Raw genomic sequence first — 22,251 nt, forward strand, 5'->3', positions numbered from 1 at the left:
AAGTAGGAGCAAAAAATGGAACAAAGTATATTATTTTTAGCAGGATCTATTCTTATGGGTCTTGGCGCACTTGGCGCTGCTGTCGGTATTGGTATTCTTGGTGCTAGATTTATCGAAGGTGCTGCACGTCAGCCGGAATTAATTCCAATGCTAAGAACTCAAATGTTTATCGTAATGGGGCTTGTTGATGCGGTACCAATGATCGCAGTTGGTATATCAATGTATATCTTGTTTGCGGTTGCAGGATAAATCGTATTCTTTTCAATGAACAAGGGTATTAAGTTATGAATATTAACCTTACGCTAATTGGGCAAACAATTATGTTTGCCATGTTTGTCTGGTTTTGCATGAAGTTTGTTTGGCCTCCATTAGTTGAGGCTATGGCAGCTCGAAAAAAAGCGATCGAAGATGGACTTAAGGCAGCAGAGCTTGGAAAAGAAGAGCATGCTTTAGCCCAGAAAAATGCAGAAGATTTAATCGAAAGCTCGAAAACTCAGGCAGCTGAAATTATTGCAAATGCTGACAAGCAAGCTAGTGTGATGATAGATAACGCTAAGGGTACAGCATCTGAAGAGGCTGATAAGATTAAGGCACATGCTAAATCTGAACTTGACCAAGAGGTTGTGAAAGCACGTAATGAGCTTAAAGACCAAGTTTCAACTTTGGTTATGCAAGGTGTAAATTCAGTCTTGGATAAAGAAGTTGACTCTAAAACGCACAAAGATATGCTTTCAAAGCTTTCTCAATCACTATAGGTAGGTAAGATGGAATTATCAACAATTGCAAAGCCATACGCTCAAGCGATTTTTGAAATTGCTGTGCAAAATAATTCTGTCACAGAATGGAGTCAGCTTTTGTCAGCTACCACTTTGGTCATGGCCGATGCTAATACAAAAGCTTTTATTGCATCTCCTAGTAAAAGTAAGGATCAAAAATTTGATTTGATTTCTACTTTAGTTGGAAGAGTAACTTCAAAGGATCTCAGCAAGCAAGAAACTGCCTTTATTAATTTGATTCTTAATAATGATCGTTCAGCTGCAATTAGTAGTATATCGAATGCTTTTGAGGCTGCTGTATCTAATTCTAACAAGAGCAAAAATTTCAAAGTAATTAGTGCTTTTGAGTTAAGTGAAGCAGAACAAAATGCAATATTAGAAGATTTGACAAATAAACACAAAACAACCGTATCAGTTGAAACTGAAATTGATTTGACCCTTAAAGGTGGTGTCATTATCAAGGAAGGTGATAAGGTAATTGATACTTCAGTTAAGGCAAAAGTAGATGCTCTAAGCGTCTCTTTGTCTGTAAATTAATTTTATAAAGAGAGGTTTGGTATGCAATTAAACGCTTCTGAAATCAGTGATTTAATTAAAAAAGAAATAGAGGGCTTTGATTTTTCAGCAGAAGCTCGAACAGAGGGCACAGTAATTAGTGTGAGTGATGGAATTGTTCGTATTCATGGCTTAGCCGATGCTCAGTTTGGAGAGATGCTAGAGTTCCCTGGAAATACTTTTGGTTTAGCGCTTAACTTAGAGCAAGATTCAGTTGGTGCAGTTATACTAGGTGACTATCTTCATATTTCAGAAGGCGACACTGTGAAGTGTACAAACCGTATCATGGAAGTCCCAGTGGGAAATGAACTTCTTGGACGAGTTGTTAATCCTCTTGGAGAAGATTTAGAGGGCAAGGGTGAAATTAAAGCTAGTGCAAGCCGACCAATTGAGGTTGTTGCTCCTGGAGTAATTGACAGGCAGTCAGTTGATCAGCCTATCCAAACTGGTATTAAAGCTATTGATGCAATGGTGCCAATTGGGCGTGGTCAGCGTGAACTAATTATTGGTGACCGTCAAACTGGAAAAACTGCTGTAGCTATTGACGCGATTATCAATCAAAAAGATACAGGTGTTAAGTGTATTTATGTTGCGATTGGACAAAAAGCATCATCAATTGCTGCTGTTGTTCGTAAGCTTGAAGAGCATGGCGCTTTAGCCCATACAATTATTGTATCTGCTTCAGCTTCTGACTCTGCAGCGCTTCAGTATATTGCCCCTTACGCTGGTTGTGCGATGGGTGAATATTTCATGGAACGTGGAGAGGATGCGTTAATTGTTTATGATGACTTAACAAAGCAGGCCTGGGCTTATCGTCAGGTTTCACTTCTTCTGAAGAGACCACCAGGGCGTGAAGCATATCCAGGTGATGTATTCTATCTACACTCACGTTTACTCGAGAGAGCTTCAAGAGTTAACGCTGATTATGTTGAAAAGGTAACAAATGGAGAGGTTAAGGGTAAGACGGGTTCTTTGACTGCTCTTCCTATCATTGAAACTCAAGCTGGTGACGTATCAGCTTTTGTTCCAACAAATGTAATTTCAATTACTGATGGTCAAATCTTCTTAGAGACAGATTTATTTAACTCAGGTATTCGTCCTGCGATTAATGCCGGTCTTTCAGTATCAAGAGTGGGCGGTGCAGCACAAACTAAAGCTGTTAAGAAGCTAGGAGGTAGTATTCGTCTTGACCTAGCACAGTATCGTGAATTGGCCGCTTTTGCTCAGTTTGCATCTGATCTAGATGCTGAGACTAAAGCTCAGATCGATCGAGGAATCCGTGTAACAGAGCTAATGAAGCAAGCGCAATACTCACCATTAAATGTTGCTGAAACTGCAACTTCACTTTTTGCTGCTAACTCAGGAGCACTTGATGATGTTGAGGCAAATAAAGTCGTGGCATTCGAGGCGGCACTTTTGGCATATATGAATACAAGTCAGAAAGATTTGATGGATTCTATTAACGAGTCTGGTGACTACAATGATGATATTGCGGAAAAACTTCAGGCAGCGATTGATGACTTTAAAGCTAATAATACTTGGTAGACAGAGATGGCAGTAGGCAAGGAAATTAGGACCCAAATAGCGAGTATTAAAAATACTCAGAAGATTACTTCGGCTATGGAAATGGTTGCAGCATCTAAGATGAAGAAGGCACAAGATAGAATGCTTGCATCTAGACCATACTCTGAAAAAATCCTTAATGTTATTGGTCACTTAACCCATGCAAATTCAGAGTTCAAGCACCCTTACATGACTGCTTCTGAAGAAAATAAGCGTGTTGGAATTATTATAATTTCAAGTGATAGAGGTTTGTGTGGAGGCCTTAATACAAATCTATTTAGAAGTCTTCTAAAAGATATCGCGGCTTGGCAATCAGATAAGGTTGATGTTGAGCTTTGTACAATTGGTAAAAAAGCTACCTCATTCTTCAAGAACACTGGATTAACAATCAACTCTGTACTCACGGATTTAGGGGATACGCCTCATTTTGATGACCTTTTAGGTGCAATTAAGGTAATGTTGGACCGCTATGATGCTGGTGAGATTGACCAGATTATGATTGCTTACAATAGATTTGCAAGCACTATGTCACAAGTCCCGACTGTTAAGCAAATTGTTCCAATGGAGGTTACTGAAGAAGAAAGTATGGACCACTACTGGGACTATATTTATGAGCCAGATGCAGAGAGTGCGCTAAGCGCATTATTGGTTCGTTATATTGAAGCGTTAGTTTATCAAGGAATTGTAGAAAATATTGCTTGTGAGCAATCTTCAAGGATGATAGCAATGCACAGTGCTACAGAAAATGCTGGAGATATGATTAACGATCTTCAATTGATTTATAACAAGGCAAGACAGGCTGCTATTACTCAGGAAATTTCTGAGATTGTAGCGGGTGCTGCGGCTGTTTAAAGATTTAAAATAAGGAAAAGCAAATGAGTATAGGCAAAATTACACAAATTATTGGCGCTGTTATCGATGTCGAATTTCCATCTGACGCAATACCTAAGGTATATAACGCACTTCATGTTACTAAAGCGAACCTTACTTTAGAGGTTCAGCAACAGCTTGGCGATAATGTCGTTAGAGCTATTGCAATGGGAGGTTCTGAAGGACTCCAGCGAGGTTTAGAAGTGACTAATACTGGTAAAGCTATTACCGTCCCTGTTGGTACAAAAACTCTTGGTCGTATTATGAATGTACTTGGTGAGCCAATTGATAATGCTGGTGAAATTGGTCAAGAAGCAGATTGGGAAATTCACCGCTCAGCCCCTGCATATGATGAATTAGCACCTGCTACTGAATTACTAGAAACAGGTATTAAAGTGATTGATTTAGTTTGCCCTTTTGCAAAAGGTGGAAAGGTTGGATTGTTTGGCGGTGCTGGTGTAGGTAAAACAGTTAACATGATGGAGCTTATTCGTAACATTGCGATTGAGCACTCAGGATATTCTGTATTTGCTGGCGTTGGTGAGCGAACGCGTGAAGGTAATGATTTCTATCATGAGATGAAAGATTCAAACGTACTAGATAAAGTATCGTTAGTCTACGGTCAGATGAATGAGCCTCCAGGAAATAGACTTCGTGTTGCTTTAACTGGCCTCACGATGGCTGAATATTTTCGTGATGAAGGTCGCGACGTTTTACTATTTATTGATAATATTTATCGTTATACTCTTGCAGGAACTGAAGTTTCAGCCCTATTAGGACGTATGCCTTCTGCGGTTGGTTATCAGCCAACACTTGCTTCAGAAATGGGTGCCCTTCAAGAAAGGATTACTTCTACAAAAACAGGCTCTATTACCTCTATTCAAGCAGTATATGTTCCTGCGGATGACTTAACAGATCCATCTCCAGCTACAACATTTGCTCACTTGGATGCCACGGTAGTTCTATCTCGTCAAGTCGCAGAGCTAGGTATTTATCCAGCGGTAGATCCTCTTGATTCAACTTCACGTCAACTTGACCCCTTAATTGTTGGGCAAGAGCACTATGATGTTGCGCGTGGAGTGCAAGGTGTTCTTCAGCGTTACAAGGAGCTGAAAGATATTATTGCTATCCTTGGTATGGATGAGTTATCTGAAGAAGATAAGCAGACTGTATCTCGTGCCCGTAAGATTCAAAAATTCCTTTCACAGCCTTTCTTTGTTGCAGAAGTCTTTACCGGTTCACCGGGTAAGTATGTTTCATTAAAGGATACGATTTCTGGATTTAAAGCTATCTTAGATGGAGAGCATGATGCTATTCCTGAGCAAGCTTTTTATATGACAGGCTCTATTCAAGAAGTTAAAGAAAAGGCATCGGAGACAGCATAAATGTCAGTAATACATGTTGATGTAGTTAGTGCAACTGAGGAAATATACTCAGGAGAGGCGAAGTGTGTTTTTGCGCCAGCTTCAATGGGCGAGATTGGTGTTTATCCAATGCATGTTCCACTAATTAGCACGCTCAAACCTGGTGAGGTGAGGGTTGAAACAGAGAGTGGCATGGAGTCAATCTTTGTCTCAGGAGGGATTATTGAGGTTCAGCCTGGTACGGTTACAATCTTCTCTGACACTGCTATTCGTGCAAATGATTTAGATGAGTCCAAAGCACTTGAGGCAAAACAAAGAGCTGAAGAAGCTATGTCTAATTCTCAAGGCGATCAGGATGTAACAACTACTCAAGCTGCATTGGCAGATGCAATGGCTCAGCTTCAAATGATCACTAAGATGAGAAGTAAAAAGCGTTAAGACTCGCTAAATAAAATAGACTTAAAGTTAACAATCTTATTATCTAGTACTTCAACGCCTTCTTTATGAAGGCGTTTTATTTTCACGTTAATATCATCTGCAAAACCACCTATTTCTCCATTCGACTTCACCACTCTGTGACAAGGTACTTTAGGCGCAAAAGGGTTTTTATTCATGGCGCTTCCAACAGCTCGATGAGCTTTTGGCCTTCCTATCATCTCCGCAAGACCAGCGTATGAAATCACTTTACCAGGCGGAACTTTTTCGAGTGCTTTATAACATTCTGATTGAAATGGAGTCATTTTAAAAATGACTGCATTAGGTCATCATATTTATTTTGTGATTTTAATAAAAAATCACAAACCTCTCTAACAGCTCCAGAGCCTCCAGCCTTTTCTGTGACCATCAATGCATTTTCTTTTACAAAAGAGTGAGCATTTGCAACAGCAATAGGTAAAGCAACTTTTGACATAGCTGGCAGGTCGATGACATCATCTCCTACAAAGGCTGACTCATTGAGATCGATAGATAGTTTGTCTGATAGTTCTTTTAAAGCAACGCCTTTATCTTTAATCCCATGATAATAATTTTTGATACCAAGGGTGTTTAGCCTATGAGCAACAGACTTGGTACTTCTTGCAGTAATGATTGCAACTTCAACGCCAGATAATTCTAATAACTTGATCCCACAACCATCTTGTGAATCAAATTTTTTATGTTCAGTGCCATTGTCATCAAAATATATCCCCCCATCAGTTAGAACCCCATCTACATCTAAGATTAATAGTTTGATGTTCTTGGCAATACTGCTAGCTTTTTTATTACCATTCATAAATTAGTAGTTATCCATTAATTTTTTTATTGATATATACTTGTTGTGCAATTGACAGCACGTTATTGGTAACCCAATATAATACTAGTCCTGAAGGGAACCAAAGGAAGAAAACAGTAAATACAACCGGAAGCATCTGCATTATTCTTGCCTGGATTGGATCTGCAGGAGGCGGATTAAGCCTTTGCTGGAACCACATTGATGCGCCCATAATAAGTGGCAAGATAAAGAAAGGATCTTTAGCCGCTAAATCTGGCAAGTACAAGAATGGTGTTTGGCGGAGCTCCACCATTTCAATAAGGACCCAGTAAATTGATATAAATACAGGGATTTGAACTAGGATTGGTAGACAACCCGCAGCAGGATTGATTTTTTCTGTTCTGTATAGCTCCATTGTCTTTTTGCCAATTTTCTGTTTATCACCCTCATATGTTTCTTTGATTTTTTGAAGTCTTGGCGCAAGTTTTTTCATTCCTGCCATCGAGCGAAATGATTTCTCCGAAAGCTTATAGAAAGCAAGTTTTATAGCTAAAGTAACTAGAATTATTGAAATAGCCCAGTTTTGAACAAAACTATAGATCCAGTGCAAGAAAACTGATAAAGGCTTAGCAACTATAAATAGAAAGCCATAGTCAACAGTCTTGTCAAGGCCTGGAGCTAACTGTTCAAGTCGAACATGTTCTTTAGGGCCGATATAGAGTTGGTTTTTCCCAATATTGGTAGTAGTGCCTGCTGCAATACTTACACCTGGGTTTACTGTTGTTAGTAAATAGTTATTTCTGCTTGATTTGGTTGAGAAGGTATGCTTTTCTTTTTCATTGGGAATCCAGGCAGTAAAAAAGTAGTGCTGAATCATAGCAGCCCATCCACCAACTGATACCATTTTAGGGGTAGAATCAAAGTCCTCAAAGTCAATTTTTTCAAAAATTTCCTCATCGTTGTAGACTGCACCACCATTAAAGTTTTGCATGCCCATCATGAAATTACCAGATTTTTGAGGAGTACCATGAGCTAGTTGTGTATAGCTACTTACTACTTGATCAGAAGAACTATTATTACTAATCTCATAGTCTACTTCAATAATGTAGCTGTTTGGTTTGAAGCGGAAGTTTTTAGTAACACTAAGACCATTGCTTCCTGTCCACTTTAGCGGGACAACTAATTCATTGCCGCCTTGTAAGAAATAATCTTGCCTTTCAGAGAAATATTCATCTTGATGAGTAGGCATTTGCTCTGCTGGAATTAATCCACTCTGCGCATGAAAAATATTGTCTGGAGAGTTGCTAAGCAACTGAAATTTGTCTTCTGAGTTTAGAGAGTTTGGATATTCATTTAGGTAGGCACTAATTATTGTTCCACCCTTATGAGAAATTTGAACTGTTAAAAGATCTGTAACAACAGTTGTATACGCACTATTAATATTTGACTCGCTTACTGATGGAGTTGAGTCATCAGATATTGAAACCTCAGCAACAGGAACGTCACTTGCAAGAGGAATATCAGTCTTTTCGCTTAATGAGCTATTATCAATCAGTTGAGTTTGGGATATTACATTACCATTTGCATCAGTCGATTGAGTGAGCTCCCACTTGTCCCAAAGAAGAAAGACTGTTAAAAAAATTGCTATAAAGAGAAAGAGTTTTTGAGTATTCATAGAGTATTAAATTTTTTAAATTATTTTTTTGGGACTGGGTCAAAGCTAGCTTCAGACCATGGATGGCATTTACTTATTCTTTTTGCTCCAAGAGCCACACCTTTTATCGCACCATGATATTTGATAGCATCAAACGTATATTCAGAGCATGTTGGAATATGACGACAATTATTTCCTAGAATAGGACTAACTAGCCATTGATAAATCTTAATAAGAGGTAGAAGCAAATATTTCATTGAGTTTTTGCCTTCGTTTTAGCATTTTTCATAAGAGTAATCAAATCTAAGGTTAATTCACTATTGTTTTTAGACTTAGATTTTTTAGCCATTACAACAAAGTCTAGGTGGTCTAAATTATCTTGATTTTTTCTAAAAGTTTCACGAGCAAGACGTTTAAATAGGTTTCTGTCAACAGCCCTTTTATATTCTTTTTTGGATATGGCAAGGCCCAGTCTTGAGAAACCATTACCAGAGTCATTAGCAACTATTTTCCAGAACTTACTTTGGGAGTGAAAGCCTTTTTTGAAAACGTGAGCGAACTCTTTTGCATTTGTAATACGCACACTATGAGCGAGCGAGCTGGACATTTATTTATGCTGCTAAGCGCTTACGCCCTTTTTTTCTTCGTGCACTTAATATGGCACGGCCTGATCGAGTTTTCATTCTGGCTCTAAAGCCATGATTACGTTTGCGTTTTAGTACGCTGGGTTGGAAAGTTCTTTTCATAATCTATGTATGCCAACAAAAAGTTTGCAATTTTACCATACTTGATTTGATTCAGTAAGCCTGATAAATAAGAGTTTCTTTGCTATTCATAGCTAGATTAAGCCCACTCTTTGTAAAGATGTGGATAATGAAAGGTAACAAATAATTAGTTACTTAAATTTTGTATACACTTTATAACTTGTATAGAGGTTGAAAAAAGGGATTGTTGCCCACAAGTAATACCAAAAGAAAGACACCTTTAAGTTTCTAATATTGGGTCTTAAAATAATTATTAAGTAAATATCTGTAAATTCGATGAGGCCTTATGACTAATAATATTCTTGATGTGCTCACCTTTATGTTTGATTTTTTGTTTGAGTCGGCTGAGCAAGACTCGACGCAAGAGTTGGATGATGATCTATTAAAAACTCATCTTTCTGAGGCAGGATTTGATTCGGATCGAATTGAAAAAGCTTTAGTTTGGCTTGAGAATATTGCCGCACTTCAAGATGGAAAAATTGCAAGTTTCAATACAGTGCATAATTCCATGAGAATCTACAATGATCTAGAAAAAACAAAACTAGATTCTAGAGCCAGAGGATTCATAATGTTTATGGAAAATATGGGCCAACTCAATGCGAGCCAAAGAGAAATAGTTATTGATCAAGTAATGTCCCTAGAGGACTCCAAATTAAGTATTGATGACTTGAAATGGGTGGTTATGATGGTTATCGGAAATAGTGCTGAATCTGCTGTTCCGTCACAATGGATTGAATCTATTGTGTTTTATGATGATAACCCTACCCTTCAGTAGGTCTTCTTATGTCAAAAAATCTTGTTATTGTCGAATCACCGGCGAAAGCAAAAACAATTGAAAAGTTCTTAGGCGCAGACTATGTTGTTAAGTCAAGCATAGGTCATATTCGAGACATGCCAAAGAAAGATATGGGTGTCAATATAGAGAATGACTTCCAGCCAACCTACGCTATCAGTGCGGATAAGAAAAAAGTAGTTGCTGATCTTAAAAAATCCGCTAAGACTGCTGAGAAAATTTATCTTGCAACTGATGAGGACAGAGAGGGAGAGGCCATTGCATGGCATTTGCAACAAGCGCTTTCCTTAGCTGAGGATACTCCAAGGATTGTTTTTCATGAGATAACCAAGGGTGCTATTACCGATGCAATTAGCAACCCAAGGACAATAAATACTGATCTTGTTAATGCGCAGCAAGCCAGGCGCATTATTGACAGACTTGTTGGCTTTGAAATCTCACCAGTGCTATGGCGTAAAATTTCTGGAGCACGCTCTGCTGGCAGAGTTCAGTCTCCAGTTGTGAGATTGGTGGTTGAGCGTGAACGTGAAATCTCTGCACACTCTCCTGTTAGCACTTATAAAGTTAAAGCAAACCTTGTAAACAAGACTAGTCAAAGCCTTGAGGTAAAGCTAGGCAAAGACTTTGACTCCAGAGAAGAGGCGCTTGCTTTTGCAGAGGCTCTTTTGAAGTCAACGTTAATTGTTGAGTCTATTGATACTAAGCCTTCTAAAAGGTCACCTAAAGCGCCATTTATTACTTCTACATTACAACAAGAGGCATCTCAAAAGCTTGGATTTTCTGTCAAGCAAACTATGTCAATTGCGCAAAACTTATATCGTGAAGGCGCAATCACATACATGAGAACTGACTCGTTAAATTTATCTGAAGTGGCAATTTCAGCGGCCCAAGATGAAATTATTTCTAAATATGGCAAGGATTTTCATCAGGCCAGAAGATATAAGACAAGTTCCACTGGTGCTCAAGAGGCGCATGAAGCAATCAGACCAACGGATCTAACTAAGCCAACTATTTTGGGTTTAGATGATCAGTCAGCAAAATTGTATTCTTTAATTTATAAACGGACATTGGCGTCTCAAATGAGTGATGCCCAGTTACAAAAAACTAAAATCAATATTAGTATCTCGGAAAGAAGTGAAAACTTTATTGCAGATGGTGAGATTCTCTCTTTTGCTGGATTTCTTGAGGTTTATGATTACATTGCTGCTGAAGATAAATTGTTGCCTGAGGTGTCTAAGGGTGATGAGCTCACTCTCATGGATATGAGTTCTAGAGAGTCATTCTCTAGAGCAAAACCAAGATACACTGAAGCCTCATTAGTTAAAGAGATTGAGCAAATGGGGATTGGAAGACCGTCTACATTTGCAACAATGATTACAACAGTTCAAGATAGAAATTATGTTGTCAAAGATACTAGAGAAGGTGCTCAACGAGAGTACCAAATGATAGAAATTGCAGATGGTGTTATCTCACAATTGACGCAAACTGAGAATACTGGAGCTGAAAAAAATAAGTTATTCCCAACAAATGTAGCCTACCTCTTAGTTGATTTTTTGGTTAAAAACTTTAGAAATATTATTGGGTATGAGTTTACAGCTAATCTTGAAAGTGACTTTGACCTTATTGCTGAAGAATCCAAGCCATGGGCAGGCGTAATTCGAAATTTTTATGAACCCTTTCATGAGCAAATAGAGCTTGCTAAGGATATTTCGCGAGATGAAACCCATGGAAAGAGGGACTTAGGAGAAGATCCAGTTTCTGGTAAGCCAGTAAGTGTGCGATTCGGTCGATATGGTGCTTATGCTCAGATTGGCACTCAAGATGATGAGGAAAAACCAACTTTTGCTTCACTTAGAACAGGGCAAGACATTGAAAATATATCACTTGATGAAGCAATAGAGCTTTTCAAAATGCCTCGAACTGTTGGAGAGACAGATGGTGGTGAAGTAATTAAGGCTAATTATGGACGTTTTGGTCCATATATTCAATATGGAAAAAAGTATGTCTCTTTGAAAGAGGTCTCACCAGAAGAGGTTTCTTTAGAGACTGCATTAGAGCTTATTGCTGCAAAAGAAAAATTCGATGCTGAAAGAATAATAAAGGTATTTGAAGACTCTGAAATTCAGGTTTTGAATGGTCGTTTTGGTCCATATATTTGGAATGGTAAAAAGCGAGGTAAAGGTCAAAAAAATGTCACTGTTCAAAAAGTTTTTGGTGACAAAGAGCCAGCAGACTTATCCCTTGAGGAGTGCAAAAAAGCTATAGAGGGAAAAATTAAAGCCAAAAAAGCTAAAGCAAAAAAATCCAAAAAGAAAGCGCCTGCCAAAAAAAAAGCTTCTAGTTAAATTTTAAGTTCATTCTTTAATTGTATTCATTACATAGCGAGGCTATGAGAAAATCATTCTTTTAAAGAAATTGATTTAGTTAATGACTAAGGTAAAAATTTGTGGATTTACTGAGCCTAATAATGCCAGAGATGCTGCCTTAGCCGGCGTTGATGCAATCGGCCTGGTTTTTTATGATAAATCTCCACGAAATGTAGATATCCATTCTGCTCAAAAAATAATTGAAGCGCTTCCTCCTTTCATAAATAGAGTGGGTTTATTTGTTAATGCTAACCCCAGCTTTATTGATGAGATTCTTTGTGAGGTGCCTCTTGATACTCTTCAGTTTCATGGTGATGAAAGTGTTCTTGATTGTGCCCAATATCAAATGCCATTTATCAAGTCTTTACGCGTAAAACCAGACACTAATGTTAAAGAAATAGCTGAAAATTTTTCATCAGCTAGCGCACTCCTTTTAGATTCTTTCAGTCCTTCAAGTTATGGAGGAACCGGTGAGTCTTTTGATTGGTCATTGGCGCGTGTCAAAATATCATTGCCAATTATTTTGGCTGGTGGCTTAACTGTTGACAATGTAGCCGATGCAATTAAACAAGTAAATCCATATGCAGTTGATGCTTCAAGTGGCGTGGAAAGTGCACCAGGAGTTAAGGATATTGATAAAATAGAAGCTTTTATCAGACATACCAATTCATGAGCTATAACCTTCCTGACGAAAAAGGTCATTTTGATCAATACGGTGGAATCTTTGTTGCCGAAACTCTGATGACAGCAGTCACAGAGTTAAAAGAGGCCTATGAGAAATTTAAAGATGATCCAGACTTCCTTAAAGAGTTTGAGGATGACCTTAAACACTATGTTGGACGTAAAACGCCACTCTACTTCGCAGAAAACCTGACTAAAAAGATTGGTGGTGCAAAAATTTATCTGAAGCGTGAGGACTTAAATCATACTGGTGCTCATAAAATTAATAATACAATTGGACAAGCGCTTCTTGCCAAGCGCATGGGTAAAACTAGAATTATTGCTGAGACAGGTGCTGGTCAGCATGGCGTAGCTTCGGCAACTATTGCAGCCAGACTGGGTCTTGAGTGTGTTGTATATATGGGCGAAGTTGATGTTGTTAGACAAGTCCAGAATGTATATCGTATGAAGCTCCTTGGTGCGACTGTCGTTCCTGTATCCTCAGGATCAAAGACTCTTAAAGATGCTTTGAATGAGGCAATGCGAGACTGGGTAACTAACATTGATGACACTTACTATATTATTGGAACGGTAGCTGGACCACACCCCTATCCTATGTTAGTAAGGGACTTTCAGAGCGTCATTGGTAAAGAAGCTAAAGAGCAATTTGATGATCAGGTTGGCGGTCTTCCAGATGCTGTTATTGCCTGTGTTGGCGGTGGTTCAAATGCAATAGGCCTGTTCTATCCATTTATTGAGGATACCTCAGTGAAAATTATCGGCGTTGAGGCTGGTGGTCGTGGAATTGACTTAGGACCTGATGCACATGCGGCTCCATTGACTGCAGGAAGCGTAGGTGTTTTGCATGGAAACAGAACATACTTGATGGAAAATGATGATGGTCAAATTATTGAGGGACACTCAATTTCAGCGGGTCTTGATTATCCAGGAGTTGGTCCTGAGCATGCCTACCTTAAAGATATTGGAAGAGCAGAGTATGTTGCTATTACTGATAAAGAGGCATTAGAAGCATTTCATTTATTGACTGAGGTGGAAGGTATTATTCCTGCTCTTGAGCCATCACATGCAATTGCATATGCTGTAAAACTCGCCAAAGAGTGGTCTAGTGATAAATCTATTATCATTAACCTCTCAGGAAGAGGTGATAAGGATATGCAAACCATTGCTGAAGTTGAAGGCATTGAATTTTAGACAAATTTAATATTTACTAATAACGAATCTCTAATTCTCTTATACTGTTTACTTTAAAGTTAGTGTTGGGGGAGTCATGGAAGAGAGTCAACAAATTAGTAGAGAACGATCAGTCATATTTTCGATCTACCTAGTTGCTGTTTTTCTTAATGCATTTGTAGATTTAGGTCACAAAATAATCATTCAGAATACCATCTTTATGATTTATGGTGAGCAGCAGCAAATTATTTTGACTGCCATCGTTAATGCCATGATTCTAGTTCCTTTTATTCTTCTCTTTACTTTGTCAGGCCATCTTTCTGATAAATTCGCCAAGACAAGTGTAATGCGTTTTAGCGCCTTTTCAGCTGTCATAATTACCTTAGGCATTACATACTGTTATTACAATGGTTTATATAAAACTGCATTTGGTTTCACTCTACTTCTTGCTACGCAAAGCGCAATATATTCTCCTGCAAAAATGGGTTATATTAAAGAATGTCTGAGTAAGGCTGGCTTAAGTAGAGGGAACGCTTTACACTCTTCTGTTGTATTGATTGCTATTCTATTAGGAACCGTTTTCTTCTCCTATTTATTTGAAGCATTTCTTGGGACTATGCAAGCTTCTAGTCCTGAAGAGATATTGATGAAAATTGCTCCTGTTGGTTGGGTTTTAGTTGGCCTATCAACGGTAGAATTTTTGGCTACCCTTGGGACTCGTTTTTATCCAACTAAGTTAATCAGTGCCCAGTTTTCAATCCCTAAGCTGATTTCTTTTAAATATTTAGCATCAAACTTTAAAGCAATGAGGTCCAATGAAATTGTTTGGTATTCTATTTTGGGTACAGCAATATTTTGGGGAATGTCCCAAAATTTAGTTGCCGTTATTCCTGCTCATGCAAAAGTCAATTTCGGTGTTGAAAGTCCACTAGTTGTAAATGCAATGTTGGCATCTTCAGTCATTGGAATAATGATTGGTGCATTCCTTTCTGGAAGAAAGAGTTTGAATTTTATTCGTATTAATAATATATATACAGGTTCGATTCTGATTACAGTTTGTGCAATTTTGGTTCCTGTCATTTCTAGCCTTACATTTATTCCCAACTCGACCGCACTTATTTTGGTGACCTCAGTCATACTATTATTTGGCGTTGGTGCAGGAATGATGATTGTTCCACTTAATGCTTTGATGCAAGCCCACTCGCCAGAAGATGGTTTAGGCAGTATGCTTGCAGGCAAGAACTGGCTTCAAAATATAGCTATGATCAGTCTTTTAATTTTTACAGTTATTCTAGCTAACCTTAGTTTTGGTAGTGAATTTATTCTCTACTTTAATGCATTCATTGCGGTCGCAGGTTTTAGCATTGTTCTGAAAAAACTCAAAGCTATTCTCTAGCTATGCGTCAACTGGCTGGCCTCCTATTGTTTGGATGGCGTTATCGATTAAAGGTGAGCGGCATAGATAACATTCCTAAAGATGGGCCTGTATTGCTTCTAGGTAATCACATTAGTTATATTGATTTTGCATTAATTCAGTGGGCGACACCAAGGACAATAAGATTTGTAGTGCATGATGATTATTACAGTAAGCCAATCTTTAATTGGATTCTTAGAGGAGTTGGAGCAGTTTCAATAAGACCTGAGAATAGCAGAAATGCCATGCAAAACATTATAAATTTATTAAACGATGACTGTGCTGTTTGTTTATTTCCTGAGGGTCATGTTTCAACTAGTGGAGAGTTAAGTGACTTAAAAAGAGGCTTTGAAAAAGTTTTATCTCAATCAAAAGAAGCTGTCATCGTTGTTCCTTTTGCTATCAAAAATATGTGGGGGAGTTTTTTTTCAAAAGCACCCAGGCCAGTTAAAAAGAGAATAAAGTTTAGGCTTCGTCGCGAAGTCAATGTCAAAATTGGAACTGGTTTGAATTCAAATACGACCAAAGAGGAAGTTAAAAAGCAAATCGGTAGTTTGCTTAATTAGTGATATCATTATTTTATTATTTAAACTGGAAGAGGTATTATGAAAAAAATTATTGTAGTTGGTGCAACTGGAAGACTTGGAAGACTTGTAGTTGGAGGACTTAAAGATTATGAGGTCATTCGTGCTGGCCGCTCTGGACCAGACTTAAAAATTGATGCTTTGGACTTTGAAAGCGTGTCTGATGTATTTGCTTCGATCGGATCTTTTGATGCTCTAATTTCATGTGCTGGTGTTCGAGCCCCTTTCAAAACATTTGAGGAATTGACTATGGAAGACTTTGCTTTAGGGTTATCTAATAAGTGCTTCAGCCAACTTAATTTAGCAAAGGCAGCAATTCCTTTTTTAACTGAAAATGGATCAATCACTCTAACCAGTGGCATCATTGGTGACGAGCCAATTTTGTCAGGCTCGTGTGCAGCTGCTGCTAATGGGGCATTAAACATGTGTGTATCAACATTGGCTGCAGAGTATGCAGGTAGACTTCGAATAAATATTGTTTCGCCTTCTATTATTGAGAACTCAGTTGAGGACTATGGAATGGTCTTTGATGGCTTTGAGCCGACATCTGAAAAACGTATTATTGAGGCATATAGGAGAACTATTTCTGCACCTATAAGTGGAAGGGTGCTTTGTCAAACACGCTCACTCTAAACAACTAATATATTTATATTAATTAAAATAATTCAACAAATCTCTCTAATTTTTTTAACTTGAGTTTTGACTTGCTCTTAGTTAACATGAATTTAGATTTCTTTTAAATTCTAAATTTATCATAAGATTTATATGTCAGATCATCAGCACAGAAGGAGAGTGGGTGGACGGTCAGCAAAAATTGCTGATCGAAAAAAAGCTGAACAAATTGAACCTCCTAGGTATTTAACACGAAATATCAAGTGTTACGACATGCTCAGTGAAGAAGAGCTGTCAAAGATTGATGATCATGTTGACTGGATTCTTAAAGAGGTTGGCCTTGAGTTTTGGGATGACGAAGAGTCATTAAACTTATTTAAAGAAGCAGGTGCAACCGTTAAAGGAACCCTTGTAAAGTTTGATAAAGGTCTTATCCAAAGCCTTTGTAAAACTGCTCCCAGTGAGTTTGAAATGCTCGCAAGAAACCCTAAAAGATCAACCATATTTGGGGGTAATAAGCTAGTACTAGGTCCAGCTTATGGATCTCCTTTTGTCTACGATCTAAAGGGGGGGAGACGTCAAGGCAATATGCAAGACTTTAATAATTTGATAAAACTTTCGCATATGACCCCATGGCTTCATCATACCAGTGGCACTAATTGTGAACCAGTTGATGTTCCAGTGAACAAGCGTCATCTGGATATGGTTTATTCACATTTAAAATATTCAGATAAGCCATTTATGGGATCTGTAACGGCACTTGACAGAGTAGAGGATTCAATTGAAATGGCGCGTATTGTTTTTGGTAAGGATATCGTTGATAAAAATTGCGTTATACAAGGAAATATAAATGTGAACTCACCCCTTGTGTATGACAAGACCATGACCGATGCTCTAAAAGGTTATGCTAGGGCAAATCAAGGAGTCGTAATCACTCCTTTTATTCTTGGCGGGGCAATGTCTCCTGTGACCATGCCAGCAGCCATCGCTCAGGCTCATGCTGAAACCCTTGTCGGTGTTGCGCTAACGCAATTAATTAGACCAGGTTCTTCTGCAGTATATGGAAACTTTTTGACAACGATGGACCTTAAGTCAGGCGCACCGACCTTTGGAACTGCTGAATCAAGTTTAGCTACCTATGCAGTTGGGCAGATGGCCAGAAGGGTAGGCCTTCCATTTAGGGCGGGTGGTCACTACACTGCCTCAAAGGTTGCTGATGCTCAGGCTATGCAAGAGTCGGTTGATTCAATTTATCCAGCAATTTTAGCTGGGGCAAACTTTATTCATCAAGCAGCTGGTTGGCTGGAGGGCGGATTGGTAGTTGGCTATGAAAAATTTATGCTTGATGTAGACCGTCTAGGAATGCTTCATAGAATGTTTGAAGGGCTTACTATTGATGACAATTCATTAGCTACAACTGCTTATTTAGAAAATTCTCCTGGTGAAAATTTTCTTGGTACTCAGCATACTGCAGAAAATTTTGAAACTGCAAATTATCGTGCTGAACTGCCCGACAACAACTCTTTTGAGCAGTGGGAAGAAGATGGCTCAAAGGATTCTCAGCAAAGAGCTTATGAGCGCTGGAATGAAATGCTTGATAACTATGTCGAGCCATCTCTCGATCAGTCTATAGACGAAGAATTAGTTGATTTTATTGCTAAAAAGAAAGAGAGTATGGAAGATGAATGGTATTAAACTTTGTCTCCAACAGCTCGACTTAAGCCCTCAGGTTTAGGCAAATTTTTATGTGCGCTGTATATGCGCTCCATTTTCTCAATGACTGAATCTCCTGGCATACTCGCGCCCCGTGTTTTTAAGTCTACATGAATGAGCATATGCTCTGCTGTAGCTAAAAGCCTTCCGTCATTATGATGGAGCCAGTGAAAGAGATGTAGTTTTTTATTTTCACCATATATTACTTGAGTTTTAGAATAAATACCCTCACCAATAAGTACTTCATCTAGGTGACGAATATGCGTTTCAACAGTAAAGTAGGAGCCTATATTCGCAATATATTCTTCATCAGCGCCAATGATGGCCATCAGCTCAGTAGTTGCTTCTGAAAAACAATCTAGGTAGCGTGCCTCTGTCATGTGACCATTATAATCAGCCCAATCTTTAGGAATATGAGTTGAAAAGGTTTTTAAGGGTTTAGATACATCTAATTCAGAAAAGTCTATCCTAGAGTTACCTAGGCTATCATCAAATTCTTTTAAGGTATTGCCAGCGCCCCATCGGTTTTCTTTTAAAACCTTTAAGAAGTCAACTAAATTGTCGTCTCGCTTTTGCATAAGTTCGTCAATACTGTGCTTTCCAGATTGGTCATCTGATTGATTTGACACTTTGTCTACAAGCTCTTCTGTAAATTCAGGTACATCCATCAAGTGAGTCCATGGCCATTCTAGGCAGGGCCCAAATTGTGAAATAAAGTGACGCATCCCTGCCTCACCTCCAGCTAGTCTATATGTCTCAAACAGCCCCATTTGTGCCCAGCGAAGCCCAAAACCATAACGAATTGCATCATCAATCTCTTCTGTCGTTGCAATATCATCATTGACTAGCCATAATGCTTCTCGCCAGACAGACTCAAGTAACCTGTCAGCGATAAATGCGGGTATCTCCTTTTTAATATAAAGAGGAAACATCCCAATATTAGAAAAAATACTACACGTTTCGTCGATTACTTTTTGTGAAGTTTTGGATCCACCAACGACCTCAACTAAAGGCAGAAGATAAACTGGATTGAATGGATGGGCAACAGTTAATCTTTCTGGATTTTTCATTTCTGACTGCAAATCAGATGGAAGAATTCCTGAGGTAGATGAGGTAATGATTAATTCGTTAGAAGCATTTAACTCAATTTCTTTATAAACAGATTGCTTTGCAGAAAGCCTTTCTGGGACAGCTTCGATAATTATTTCTGAAGATTTTGCAACTTCTGAAACGGTATCAAGAAATGATAACACTCCTTTTTTTGGAAGTGGGGACCTGAGTAAATTTTTATAAGCTCTCTCTGCATTATTAATGACTTTTTCAACACTCTTTGGAGCATCCTTTGAAGGATCAAAAACACAGACATCAATTCCATTGAGTATTAGTCTTGCAATCCAACCACTTCCAATAACGCCCGCTCCAATTACACCTGCAGACTTAATGCTTTTCATAACTATCCCCAGCGCTTTTCAAGCTTTAAATTTTTACGAACTTGCTCTGGTCCTATGATTGTGCAACCCATTCCTTCAGCAGTCTTAACTGCCTGTTTAACAAGGTCGCCATTTGTCGCAAGAACTCCTTTTTTAAGATAAATATTATCCTCAAGTCCTACACGAATATTACCCCCTGCTAGGATTGACATTGCTACAAATGGAAGCTGATTCCTACTTATAGAGAAGGCTGAAAAAGTCCAGTCCTTTGGAATACTGGAGGTCATTGCTAAGAATGTATGCATATCATCTGGCGCTCCCCAAGGAATGCCCATGCATAGCTGGATCATCACTGGGTCATCAATAAGTCCTTGATTTTTTAACCAGATAGCTAATTGTAAATGTCCAGTATCAAAACACTCAATCTCTGGCCTGACCCCAAGCGCTTGAACCTGGCGTGCCATTTCTTGCAGAACTGAGGAGGTATTGGTCATTACATAATCGCCATGACCAAAATTCATAGTGCCGCAATCGATGGTGCATATCTCTGGAAGTAGATTACGGACATGTTCAAGCCGCTCTGTTGCTCCAACCATGTCGGTACCAGCTTCATCGAGTGGGAAAGGCTTTTCAGCTGACCCAAAAACAATGTCACCACCCATTCCAGCAGTAAAGTTGATGACCATATCAACTTTTGACTCTTTGATGATATTAACAACTTGGCTGTATAGTCTAGGATCACGAGCTGGAGTGCCAGTTTCTGGATCACGAACATGAATATGCACAATTGCAGCGCCTGCTTCAGCTGCCTCGATACATGAGTCTGCAATTTGTTGAGGTGTAATTGGTACTTTTTCTGATCTACCAGTTGTATCACCAGAGCCAGTGACGGCGCAGGTAATAAAGACTTCTCTTGATGGTTGAAGGTTTGTCATGTCATTTCCCCTTTATCTGAACATTAGTTATTTTATTTGCAAAACTTGTAAATTTGAAATAAAAATAAATTTATTTTTTGCATAGGATTGCAACATTATCTTTATAAGAAAAAACCATGTGCTATAATATTTTGCAATCGTATGCATTTTGCTTGCAATACTTAAGTTTTAGGAATTAGTTTACATACAAATATTATGGCAGAAATTGAATTAAAAAATCTAACAAAAAGATGGGGTAGTTTTGTAGGAGTTGATAACTTTAACCTTACAATAGCTGACGAAGAGTTTTTAGTATTGTTGGGCCCTTCTGGCTGTGGTAAGACTACGACAATGAGAATGATAGCTGGTTTAGAAACCATCACCAGTGGAGAAGTACTCATTAAGGGTAAAGTAGTCAATACTCTAGAGCCAAAGGATCGCGACGTAGCAATGGTTTTTCAATCCTATGCGCTCTATCCCAACATGACAGTCTATGAAAATATTCGTTTTCCACTTAAGGTTAGGAAGATTGATAAAGCGCTTCATGATGAAAAAGTAATGAACGCTTCGGAGATGGTCGAATTGAATGACTTTTTGCATCGAAAACCTGCCGAGCTATCTGGAGGACAGAGACAAAGAGTAGCACTAGCTAGGGCAATTGTGAGGGAGCCGACAGTTTTCTTGATGGATGAACCGTTATCAAATTTAGATGCCAAGTTACGTGTTTCCACAAGGGCGCAAATTAAAAATCTACAGCATAATTTAAAAGTTACCACAATATACGTGACCCATGACCAGGTTGAAGCCATGACGCTTGCAGATCGAGTTGTAGTAATGAATGCTGGAATTGTACAACAGGTTGGAACACCTCAAGAAATATACAATAAACCGGCTAATAGTTTTGTAGCAAGCTTTATTGGATCACCTGCGATGAACCTATTAAAAGGATCAATAAGCGATGGCGTCTTTACGAGTGAGGGAGTTAAGATTAAAGGGTTGAGTAAAAAGCATAATGGAAGTATAACCCTGGGTTTCCGTGCGGAGGACGCTGTAATCGTCAAATCCAAGGGTGATATTTCAGCGCCAGCATTCTCAATGGAGCTACTTGGTGATATGACTATGGTTTCAGTTAGGCCTGGCGACGAACTTATTTCGATGAAGTCGGATAAGAATTATCATGTTGATATTGGCTCTAATGTGATGGCCAATATTTCTGCTAACTTGTGTTTATTGTTTGACAGTGAAACTGGTCAAATGTTAGAAAATGAGTGTTGAGCTTCCTATGAGTTATGATTCAAAATCTCAAAAAACTCTTGAAATTGTAAAGGCAATGGAAGATGCTTTGGGAGCTAACTCAAATGACATGGATCAATATTTTCATAAAGAGTTTCGCTGGATGGGCAACCAGGGCTGCGGCATAAAAAACAACCTTGAGGAGTTTAGAAATAACTGGCAGCTGCCATTAAGGGCAGCCTTTACAGATCGGATATATAAGACGGACAAGTTTCTTGTGGATGGTGAATGGGCTTCCTGTTTTGGACACATCGATGCGCTTCATAGTGGTGAATTCATGGGTATTAAGCCAACGAATCAGCGTGTGAAAATTCATTACACAGATTTTTGGGAAGTCAGAGATGGCCTCATTATTGATAATTGGGTTAATGTTGATTTTCCAAGCATATTGTCTCAACTCGGAATTGATGTTTTCAATGGAATGGGTTGGGAAACGTTTGATCGAGGTGAAGTCCAACCACCAAAACCTAATTAATTGGAATTATT

25 protein-coding genes are annotated in these 22,251 nt (G+C 38.6%); 17 read left to right on the forward strand and 8 right to left on the reverse strand.

Annotation, left to right across the window (positions count from 1 at the left end; translation table 11 throughout):
* Window positions 1-15 precede the first annotated feature (15 nt).
* The 7 genes from atpE to W908_RS00300 are packed head-to-tail and all read left to right on the forward strand — an operon-like array spanning window position 16 to window position 5,566.
* The gene (atpE, locus tag W908_RS00270; protein WP_020023684.1) at window positions 16-249 is read left to right on the forward strand and encodes a F0F1 ATP synthase subunit C; all 234 of its coding nucleotides are present in this window, start codon (window positions 16-18) and stop codon (window positions 247-249) included.
* Between the two features lie 35 nt (window positions 250-284).
* The gene (locus W908_RS00275) at window positions 285-755 is read left to right on the forward strand and encodes a F0F1 ATP synthase subunit B (RefSeq protein ID WP_020023683.1); all 471 of its coding nucleotides are present in this window, start codon (window positions 285-287) and stop codon (window positions 753-755) included.
* 9 nt (window positions 756-764) lie between these two features.
* Window positions 765-1,313 (forward strand): F0F1 ATP synthase subunit delta, encoded by a 549-nt coding sequence (locus W908_RS00280; RefSeq protein WP_053819479.1) that lies wholly within the window; start codon window positions 765-767, stop codon window positions 1,311-1,313.
* Between the two features lie 21 nt (window positions 1,314-1,334).
* The gene (gene atpA / locus W908_RS00285; protein ID WP_053819480.1) at window positions 1,335-2,876 is read left to right on the forward strand and encodes a F0F1 ATP synthase subunit alpha; all 1,542 of its coding nucleotides are present in this window, start codon (window positions 1,335-1,337) and stop codon (window positions 2,874-2,876) included.
* 6 nt (window positions 2,877-2,882) lie between these two features.
* A complete protein-coding gene (gene atpG, locus W908_RS00290) occupies window positions 2,883-3,746 on the forward strand; it encodes a F0F1 ATP synthase subunit gamma (protein WP_020023680.1) in 864 nt (287 codons plus the stop codon).
* Between the two features lie 23 nt (window positions 3,747-3,769).
* A complete protein-coding gene (gene atpD / locus W908_RS00295; protein ID WP_020023679.1) occupies window positions 3,770-5,149 on the forward strand; it encodes a F0F1 ATP synthase subunit beta in 1,380 nt (459 codons plus the stop codon).
* The gene (locus W908_RS00300; protein WP_020023678.1) at window positions 5,150-5,566 is read left to right on the forward strand and encodes a F0F1 ATP synthase subunit epsilon; all 417 of its coding nucleotides are present in this window, start codon (window positions 5,150-5,152) and stop codon (window positions 5,564-5,566) included.
* Here W908_RS00300 and W908_RS00305 read toward each other — a convergent pair.
* Genes W908_RS00305 through rpmH form a run of 6 tightly spaced genes read right to left on the reverse strand, consistent with a single transcriptional unit; the run spans window position 5,563 to window position 8,777 of the window.
* Window positions 5,563-5,868 (reverse strand): MGMT family protein, encoded by a 306-nt coding sequence (locus W908_RS00305; protein WP_053819481.1) that lies wholly within the window; start codon window positions 5,866-5,868, stop codon window positions 5,563-5,565. The two genes, W908_RS00300 and W908_RS00305, sit on opposite strands and share 4 nt — an antisense overlap.
* A complete protein-coding gene (locus W908_RS00310; RefSeq protein WP_020023676.1) occupies window positions 5,865-6,398 on the reverse strand; it encodes a KdsC family phosphatase in 534 nt (177 codons plus the stop codon). Before W908_RS00310 ends, W908_RS00305 begins: the two co-directional genes overlap by 4 nt.
* A gap of 10 nt (window positions 6,399-6,408) precedes the next feature.
* Window positions 6,409-8,052, reverse strand: coding sequence for a membrane protein insertase YidC (yidC, locus tag W908_RS00315; protein WP_053819482.1), 1,644 nt, complete (start codon window positions 8,050-8,052; stop codon window positions 6,409-6,411).
* Between the two features lie 20 nt (window positions 8,053-8,072).
* Window positions 8,073-8,288, reverse strand: coding sequence for a membrane protein insertion efficiency factor YidD (yidD, locus tag W908_RS00320; RefSeq protein WP_020023674.1), 216 nt, complete (start codon window positions 8,286-8,288; stop codon window positions 8,073-8,075).
* Window positions 8,285-8,638 carry a ribonuclease P protein component gene (gene rnpA, locus W908_RS00325; RefSeq protein WP_020026413.1) on the reverse strand — a complete coding sequence of 118 codons (354 nt, stop codon included), beginning with the start codon at window positions 8,636-8,638 and terminating at the stop codon, window positions 8,285-8,287. Before rnpA ends, yidD begins: the two co-directional genes overlap by 4 nt.
* Window positions 8,639-8,642: 4 nt before the next feature.
* The gene (rpmH, locus tag W908_RS08665) at window positions 8,643-8,777 is read right to left on the reverse strand and encodes a 50S ribosomal protein L34 (protein WP_082344989.1); all 135 of its coding nucleotides are present in this window, start codon (window positions 8,775-8,777) and stop codon (window positions 8,643-8,645) included.
* Between the two features lie 304 nt (window positions 8,778-9,081).
* Here rpmH and W908_RS00330 point away from each other — a divergent pair, with 304 nt between their 5' ends.
* The 8 genes from W908_RS00330 to W908_RS00365 all read left to right on the forward strand — a co-directional run bounded on the left by W908_RS00330 (window position 9,082) and on the right by W908_RS00365 (window position 18,110).
* A complete protein-coding gene (locus W908_RS00330; RefSeq protein ID WP_020023672.1) occupies window positions 9,082-9,570 on the forward strand; it encodes a Smg family protein in 489 nt (162 codons plus the stop codon).
* 8 nt (window positions 9,571-9,578) lie between these two features.
* A complete protein-coding gene (gene topA, locus W908_RS00335) occupies window positions 9,579-11,933 on the forward strand; it encodes a type I DNA topoisomerase (RefSeq protein ID WP_053819483.1) in 2,355 nt (784 codons plus the stop codon).
* A gap of 82 nt (window positions 11,934-12,015) precedes the next feature.
* Window positions 12,016-12,627, forward strand: coding sequence for a phosphoribosylanthranilate isomerase (locus W908_RS00340; protein WP_053819484.1), 612 nt, complete (start codon window positions 12,016-12,018; stop codon window positions 12,625-12,627).
* Window positions 12,624-13,826: a tryptophan synthase subunit beta gene (gene trpB, locus W908_RS00345; RefSeq protein WP_020023669.1), complete on the forward strand. Its 1,203-nt coding sequence runs from the start codon at window positions 12,624-12,626 to the stop codon at window positions 13,824-13,826. The genes W908_RS00340 and trpB overlap by 4 nt, the downstream gene beginning before the upstream one ends.
* A 76-nt stretch (window positions 13,827-13,902) precedes the next feature.
* On the forward strand, window positions 13,903-15,201 hold the full coding sequence (locus W908_RS00350; protein WP_053819485.1) for an MFS transporter: 1,299 nt from the start codon (window positions 13,903-13,905) through the stop codon (window positions 15,199-15,201).
* Between the two features lie 2 nt (window positions 15,202-15,203).
* Window positions 15,204-15,785, forward strand: a complete 582-nt coding sequence (locus tag W908_RS00355) for a 1-acyl-sn-glycerol-3-phosphate acyltransferase (RefSeq protein ID WP_053819486.1) — start codon at window positions 15,204-15,206, stop codon at window positions 15,783-15,785.
* Window positions 15,786-15,824: 39 nt separating this feature from the next.
* Window positions 15,825-16,436 (forward strand): short chain dehydrogenase, encoded by a 612-nt coding sequence (locus tag W908_RS00360; protein ID WP_020023666.1) that lies wholly within the window; start codon window positions 15,825-15,827, stop codon window positions 16,434-16,436.
* Between the two features lie 132 nt (window positions 16,437-16,568).
* A complete protein-coding gene (locus tag W908_RS00365; RefSeq protein WP_020026419.1) occupies window positions 16,569-18,110 on the forward strand; it encodes a trimethylamine methyltransferase family protein in 1,542 nt (513 codons plus the stop codon).
* On the opposite strand, the gene W908_RS00370 is transcribed toward W908_RS00365, so the two are convergent.
* Both W908_RS00370 and W908_RS00375 read right to left on the reverse strand, forming a co-directional pair.
* Window positions 18,107-19,579 carry a carnitine 3-dehydrogenase gene (locus W908_RS00370; protein WP_053819487.1) on the reverse strand — a complete coding sequence of 491 codons (1,473 nt, stop codon included), beginning with the start codon at window positions 19,577-19,579 and terminating at the stop codon, window positions 18,107-18,109. The genes W908_RS00365 and W908_RS00370 overlap by 4 nt on opposite strands.
* A gap of 2 nt (window positions 19,580-19,581) precedes the next feature.
* Window positions 19,582-20,493, reverse strand: a complete 912-nt coding sequence (locus W908_RS00375) for a beta-keto acid cleavage family enzyme (RefSeq protein ID WP_053819488.1) — start codon at window positions 20,491-20,493, stop codon at window positions 19,582-19,584.
* Window positions 20,494-20,688: 195 nt separating this feature from the next.
* Between W908_RS00375 and W908_RS00380 the strand changes: the two genes are divergently transcribed.
* Both W908_RS00380 and W908_RS00385 read left to right on the forward strand, forming a co-directional pair.
* Entirely contained in the window at window positions 20,689-21,747 is a 1,059-nt protein-coding gene (locus W908_RS00380) for an ABC transporter ATP-binding protein (RefSeq protein ID WP_020023662.1), read from the forward strand.
* Window positions 21,737-22,240, forward strand: a complete 504-nt coding sequence (locus W908_RS00385) for an ester cyclase (protein ID WP_053819489.1) — start codon at window positions 21,737-21,739, stop codon at window positions 22,238-22,240. Before W908_RS00380 ends, W908_RS00385 begins: the two co-directional genes overlap by 11 nt.
* The last annotated feature ends 11 nt before the right edge of the window (window positions 22,241-22,251 follow it).

This window comes from Candidatus Pseudothioglobus singularis PS1 (assembly GCF_001281385.1).
Taxonomy (GTDB): Bacteria; Pseudomonadota; Gammaproteobacteria; order PS1; family Pseudothioglobaceae; genus Pseudothioglobus; species Pseudothioglobus singularis.

What these genes read in the sequence shown, in the direction of transcription:
- atpE (WP_020023684.1), top strand. Translation starts at nt 16, where the DNA reads ATGGAACAAAGTATATTATTTTTAGCAGGATCTATTCTTATGGGTCTT.
- W908_RS00275 (WP_020023683.1), top strand. Translation starts at nt 285, where the DNA reads ATGAATATTAACCTTACGCTAATTGGGCAAACAATTATGTTTGCCATG.
- W908_RS00280 (WP_053819479.1), top strand. Translation starts at nt 765, where the DNA reads ATGGAATTATCAACAATTGCAAAGCCATACGCTCAAGCGATTTTTGAA.
- atpA (WP_053819480.1), top strand. Translation starts at nt 1,335, where the DNA reads ATGCAATTAAACGCTTCTGAAATCAGTGATTTAATTAAAAAAGAAATA.
- atpG (WP_020023680.1), top strand. Translation starts at nt 2,883, where the DNA reads ATGGCAGTAGGCAAGGAAATTAGGACCCAAATAGCGAGTATTAAAAAT.
- atpD (WP_020023679.1), top strand. Translation starts at nt 3,770, where the DNA reads ATGAGTATAGGCAAAATTACACAAATTATTGGCGCTGTTATCGATGTC.
- W908_RS00300 (WP_020023678.1), top strand. Translation starts at nt 5,150, where the DNA reads ATGTCAGTAATACATGTTGATGTAGTTAGTGCAACTGAGGAAATATAC.
- W908_RS00305 (WP_053819481.1), bottom strand. Translation starts at nt 5,868, where the DNA reads ATGACTCCATTTCAATCAGAATGTTATAAAGCACTCGAAAAAGTTCCG.
- W908_RS00310 (WP_020023676.1), bottom strand. Translation starts at nt 6,398, where the DNA reads ATGAATGGTAATAAAAAAGCTAGCAGTATTGCCAAGAACATCAAACTA.
- yidC (WP_053819482.1), bottom strand. Translation starts at nt 8,052, where the DNA reads ATGAATACTCAAAAACTCTTTCTCTTTATAGCAATTTTTTTAACAGTC.
- yidD (WP_020023674.1), bottom strand. Translation starts at nt 8,288, where the DNA reads ATGAAATATTTGCTTCTACCTCTTATTAAGATTTATCAATGGCTAGTT.
- rnpA (WP_020026413.1), bottom strand. Translation starts at nt 8,638, where the DNA reads ATGTCCAGCTCGCTCGCTCATAGTGTGCGTATTACAAATGCAAAAGAG.
- rpmH (WP_082344989.1), bottom strand. Translation starts at nt 8,777, where the DNA reads ATGAAAAGAACTTTCCAACCCAGCGTACTAAAACGCAAACGTAATCAT.
- W908_RS00330 (WP_020023672.1), top strand. Translation starts at nt 9,082, where the DNA reads ATGACTAATAATATTCTTGATGTGCTCACCTTTATGTTTGATTTTTTG.
- topA (WP_053819483.1), top strand. Translation starts at nt 9,579, where the DNA reads ATGTCAAAAAATCTTGTTATTGTCGAATCACCGGCGAAAGCAAAAACA.
- W908_RS00340 (WP_053819484.1), top strand. Translation starts at nt 12,016, where the DNA reads ATGACTAAGGTAAAAATTTGTGGATTTACTGAGCCTAATAATGCCAGA.
- trpB (WP_020023669.1), top strand. Translation starts at nt 12,624, where the DNA reads ATGAGCTATAACCTTCCTGACGAAAAAGGTCATTTTGATCAATACGGT.
- W908_RS00350 (WP_053819485.1), top strand. Translation starts at nt 13,903, where the DNA reads ATGGAAGAGAGTCAACAAATTAGTAGAGAACGATCAGTCATATTTTCG.
- W908_RS00355 (WP_053819486.1), top strand. Translation starts at nt 15,204, where the DNA reads ATGCGTCAACTGGCTGGCCTCCTATTGTTTGGATGGCGTTATCGATTA.
- W908_RS00360 (WP_020023666.1), top strand. Translation starts at nt 15,825, where the DNA reads ATGAAAAAAATTATTGTAGTTGGTGCAACTGGAAGACTTGGAAGACTT.
- W908_RS00365 (WP_020026419.1), top strand. Translation starts at nt 16,569, where the DNA reads ATGTCAGATCATCAGCACAGAAGGAGAGTGGGTGGACGGTCAGCAAAA.
- W908_RS00370 (WP_053819487.1), bottom strand. Translation starts at nt 19,579, where the DNA reads ATGAAAAGCATTAAGTCTGCAGGTGTAATTGGAGCGGGCGTTATTGGA.
- W908_RS00375 (WP_053819488.1), bottom strand. Translation starts at nt 20,493, where the DNA reads ATGACAAACCTTCAACCATCAAGAGAAGTCTTTATTACCTGCGCCGTC.
- W908_RS00380 (WP_020023662.1), top strand. Translation starts at nt 20,689, where the DNA reads ATGGCAGAAATTGAATTAAAAAATCTAACAAAAAGATGGGGTAGTTTT.
- W908_RS00385 (WP_053819489.1), top strand. Translation starts at nt 21,737, where the DNA reads ATGAGTGTTGAGCTTCCTATGAGTTATGATTCAAAATCTCAAAAAACT.